Source organism: Caballeronia calidae, from assembly GCF_900044055.2.
Lineage (GTDB): Bacteria > Pseudomonadota > Gammaproteobacteria > Burkholderiales > Burkholderiaceae > Caballeronia > Caballeronia calidae.
In genome coordinates this window covers 1-3,390 of sequence record NZ_FCOX02000201.1, presented here as the reverse complement: position 1 = coordinate 3,390, position 3,390 = coordinate 1, and the positions used below count along the sequence as shown (strand labels likewise).

Below are 3,390 nucleotides of genomic sequence, written 5' to 3'. Positions count from 1 at the left end.
CTTATGGGGAGTTTATTCAAACGGGGAGTCGATGTGTCGAGCGAGCGCGAACCGTGCAGCCCGCGCTCCAGGAACTCTCCATTAAAGCTTGTCACTTAGCATGGCAATGACCTTGTCAGACGGCTTGAACGATCCCCGACGCAGTTCCGGAGGAACGATTGCGTTGAGCACCTCAAGCTTCTCGGTAGGGTCGGCGCGAGTATAGATTTCAGTAGTAGCCAAATTGCTATGCCCGAGCCACAAAGAAACTTTACGGATATCGTTTGTATTCTGTAGTACTAACATCGCGCAGGTATGTCGTAGAACGTGGGTCGAAACACGTTTCTCCAACAACGAAGGACATTTTTGGCTCGCCGCATTGATATGTTGTTTGAGGATGTATGAAACACCCCAGCGGCTCATTGATTCACCACGCACATTGACGAACAACTCCGGGACCCGAACCACTCCCCGGACCGACATCCACGCACGCATTGCTTTAGCGGTCACCTTCCAGAGAGGGAGCGTACGCTCACGTCGCCCTTTACCATGGATGCGAATGCTCAAAGATGGCAATGCGATATCGTCCATTTGCAATCCCGTCAGTTCTGAAACCCGCAGGCCATCGCAGATAGCCAGATGCAGCATTGCACGATCCCTTATACCTTCACGTGTTGTCGGGTCGGGTGCATCGAGCAGGGCACGAATCTCTTTTTCTAACAGATACGGCACGAGGCGCGAATCAGTCTTCTTGTACGGAATGCCAAGAACGCGCCGTATTTGTTCAAGCATGATGGGTTCGTGATATTCGAGGAAGTGGAAGAACGACCTGATTGCTGCCAATCGCACATTGCGAGTCCCCGGTGAGTTTTCCCGGTCATCTTCCAGATACTCTAGAAACGCACCGATCATTTCCGCATCGAGCTGCTCCAGCTCGAGGAGCGAGGGTGACACATTAAGCCGCTCAGCAGCAAACTCGAAGAGCAGCTGGAAGCTGCAGGCATAAGAGTCGCAAGTGTGTTGACTGGCCCCTTTCTGATGTGCGAGGGTTTCGCGAAGGAATGCCGACACGTGGGAAGCTAACGGGGTCATTTCTGCTCTCCGATGAGGAAGTCCTCGACGACGATTGCAATCTCGCGCATGAGTTCCGGAGTGGCCTCGAGGTACCAATAGGTGTCTTTGATGTTGGTGTGCCCCAAGTACGTAGCAAGGGCCAGCATGTGCTGCCCGACGCGGTTCCGACCTTCGGGGCTCGCTTCGAGTGCACGAACGGCAAACGTGTGCCTGAACCCATGCAACCGTGGACTCTGACCGTTGTAGAAAGAGCCAATGCATGCCGACTTCAGCAGCTTCTGGAATGTCCAGTAAGCAATCGTATACCTGAGGGGGGTTCCGTTGTCGTCAACAAACACGTGGTCATCGTCCGGATTTGCCAGTCGCCGCAACGTCAGATACTTGCGCAGCCCCTCCGTCGCCGTTTTGGGAAGAGGAACCAGACGGCTTTTCTGGCATTTACCTTTCCGAATGAAGAGGCCTTCGGGCGTAACGTCGGCATACAGTAGATTCAGGGCTTCCGATACGCGCAGACCGGTGGCGGACAGCAGAGCGATCAACGTAGCATATGTGTGCGGACGCAGAGCGCTGGTAGGCTCGAGTTTCCGGGCAGCGTCGATCAGTCGTTCAATCTCCGCTGGAGTATAAATGTACGGAGCGCGCCGGGCCTTTCGGCAGCCAAAATACTGTGTCGGCGGCAACTCATGGTTCTGGTCCTCAATGGACAGATACCGTGCTAGCCGGCATACGGTTTTCAGCCGCGCGTCACGCTGTGCTAAGGACGCAGTCTCACTTGCCCAGTCGATAGCAGTCTGTGCGCGGACGTGCGTTTCACCACGATTGACGGCAAAGCGCGCGAAGCTGCGCAGCAGGTATTCGACATTACACAGCTTGAATCCCGCGGCACGACGCATCGCGAGATAGGACTCCACGTCGGACATCATTTCATCACCTCCGGCCACGGCTGGGGCAATCTGGCTGAGCAGTGCAACGTCAACCTTGGCGTAATAAGCGGTTGTATCAATACCGCGATGCCTGAGGATCGTACCGATCCGATCAAGGGGAAGTCCGTGACGCAGCATCTCGGTCGCCGCTGTGTGCCTCAACAGATGTGCACCCTTGGCCGGTGAATTCACCCCGGCTCTTTTGAGAGCGCGTTCCACTACCGACGAAACACCATCTCCTGACTCAAACGGTCTGAATGGAGCAATGTTTCGTATGAAGACGTGGTCATCTCCTCTCACGCGGGGCCGGGATTCGAGATAGCGCAGGAGTGCCTCACCCGCGTCTTGGGGTAGCGGTAGTCGAACTTCATAACGTCCTTTACCCGAGACCCGCAGCGTGCCGGTTTTCCACTCAATGTCTTTCATTCGAAGGTTCGCGAGATCTCCCGCACGCAGCCCGAGTCGTACGAGCAACAGAATAATCGCGCGGTCGCGAAGTTTTCGAAGTGAATGGCCATCGCAAGCGGCAATTAAACGGTCAACATCGTCAGACCCAAGACATTTCGGGAATGTCGACAGGCGCCAATGCGCCAGGGCGGGAACCGCCTGATCGAGACCGGCCCGACACAGGCCGCGAACACCCAGATATCGCAGGAAGGCTCGCGCGCTGGTGACCCGCTTTTCGGCCGTACCCGCACCGCACTTGCAAACACTGTCCAGGAGAAACGCGCGCACGCGCTTTGGATCCCATCCGCTGACATCGTGACCAAGCAACTCGAGCATTGTCGAGGCATCGCGAGAGTACAGTCGAAGCGTCGCCAGCTTCGCACCCCGATGTTTTTGCATCCACTGACGGAAATCGCTGACGATGTTGGATTCGCAAATCTCTGCAGTGCCAATCTTAGACGTTTCACAGACACCGATCCCAACCAGGTATTCATGAAAGCGCTTCGCTCCGAAGTAAACATGGTGGCTTACTTTACCGCCCTTTGCATCTGGACAGTTGCACGTTGGAAGATGTCGATGGAAGGTTTCCAGCATCCGCGGACTTACCTCGGCAAGGGGCCTGCCAACCGTCAGCATGAAGCGGCCCAGATGATCAGCGGCCCGAATGTATCGTACGGCACTGGCTGCCGAATATCCCTCCCGTTCCAGTGCATCAGCAAAGCCGTCAATGAAAGCACCGGCCGGTCCTGTCCGCAGGCGCCTCAATGTCTTTGGTGCTACCAGGTATGTGTCTAGCATCACGTCCTCCTGTGATGATTGCTCGCGAAAGCGAAACAACGATAGCACCGGAAGAGCGTATTTTAATGGGGAGTAAATATGCGCCTTGGGGACAGCTGACTAGTGGTGTTCGGCCGTTCTAGAATCGAACATGGTCGCGAGATCCCCGTTAGCGAGGACTCCCCATAAG

General features: G+C 55.6%; 2 protein-coding genes. Both read right to left on the bottom strand.

What is annotated here, in order from left to right; genetic code table 11:
* Window positions 1-81: 81 nt before the first annotated feature.
* Entirely contained in the window at window positions 82-1,071 is a 990-nt protein-coding gene (locus tag AWB78_RS41905; RefSeq protein ID WP_062613118.1) for a tyrosine-type recombinase/integrase, read from the bottom strand.
* On the bottom strand, window positions 1,068-3,221 hold the full coding sequence (locus tag AWB78_RS48060; RefSeq protein WP_198399492.1) for a tyrosine-type recombinase/integrase: 2,154 nt from the start codon (window positions 3,219-3,221) through the stop codon (window positions 1,068-1,070). The genes AWB78_RS41905 and AWB78_RS48060 overlap by 4 nt, the downstream gene beginning before the upstream one ends.
* Window positions 3,222-3,390: the final 169 nt, after the last annotated feature.

Bases quoted from the DNA above. Each gene is read 5' to 3' on its own strand.
- AWB78_RS41905 (WP_062613118.1), bottom strand. From the start codon at position 1,071: ATGACCCCGTTAGCTTCCCACGTGTCGGCATTCCTTCGCGAAACCCTC.
- AWB78_RS48060 (WP_198399492.1), bottom strand. From the start codon at position 3,221: ATGCTAGACACATACCTGGTAGCACCAAAGACATTGAGGCGCCTGCGG.